1 protein-coding gene is annotated in these 1,098 nt (G+C 59.5%); it reads right to left on the bottom strand.

All coding sequences use genetic code 11. The features are described 5' to 3' along the window. Nucleotides 1-218: 218 nt before the first annotated feature. On the bottom strand, nt 219-1,098 hold an 880-nt coding region (locus tag OXG98_19270), incomplete at its 5' end, for a LysR family transcriptional regulator (protein ID MCY3774150.1).

Below are 1,098 nucleotides of genomic sequence, written 5' to 3'. Positions count from 1 at the left end.
GGTTGCGGAGCCGGACGCCACAAGAAGCAGGGCGGCGGCATGTCGTTCGGCACGGCTGGCGGATGCTGTTTGGCGTACCGAGCCATTGACGTTGCGAATTTCGGGGATCGAAGACTCATTCGACAATACAACCGAGGGTATGAAATCGACTCGCCGAGCCGTGTCAGGCGCCCGGTCACCCTTCGAAGCGTGTCCTTGCCGGACATTCCAGCATCGTACTATTGCTGCTCGACGCCCATGGCGAGATGCAGGAACTCAATGAACGCCTTGGCAGCTTCGTTGAGTTCGGCGCCGATCGACCAGGCAAACCCCACATCCATGGTCGGGACCGGTTCGGAAACCGGCATCACTTCGACACGGCGCCCCTCGAGCGACCATGGCCGATAGACCATGTCCGAGAGGATCGCCACACCCATGCCGATCGCGACCATGCTCCGAACCGCTTCGACCGATGACGTGCGAAAGATCGTGTTGGGCCGGTGGGGCGTTTTTTTCCAGTATCTCTGCGCCGTGTTGCTCGCCTCGTCGACCGTCAGCATAACGTAGGGCTCCGCGGAAATTTCCTGAAGGCTTGCGGACGGCTGCTGGAGAAAGCGATGGTTCGCACCGACCCAAAGTCGCCTTCGGGATCGCAGCAGGGTTTCGTGCGAGAGTTCCTCGTGATTCGCTATGTTCGAGGTCAACATTACGGCGAGATCGAAGCCGCCGGTGATGAGGCCTTCCTCAATGGGAGGGCGATCGGATTCGACCATGTCGATCCTGACGTTCGGGAATGCCCGGGAAAACCGGGCGAGATGAACGGGGATGAAGTAGCCGGCGACGGTATAGCTGACCGCAAGGTTGAGCGAGCCCCTCACGTCTTCGCGGATGCGTCTCGGCAGGCGAATGGCTTCTTCGACCGATGCCACAACATGGCGGGCATGGTCGAGAAAGAGATTTCCTTCATAAGTCAGGGACACGCCGTTGGCGTGACGTTCGAACAAGGCCGATCCGATCATCTCTTCCAGCGCCCTGACCGCATTTGTGATGGCGGATTGGGAGACATTGATATCCATTGCAGCCTGCGAAATCTGACCGGCGTTGGCCGCTGCGATAAAG

This window comes from Gemmatimonadota bacterium, assembly GCA_026706345.1.
In the GTDB taxonomy this organism is placed as follows: Bacteria; JAAXHH01; JAAXHH01; order JAAXHH01; family JAAXHH01; genus JAAXHH01.
This window is presented reverse-complemented; position numbering and strand designations above follow the sequence as displayed.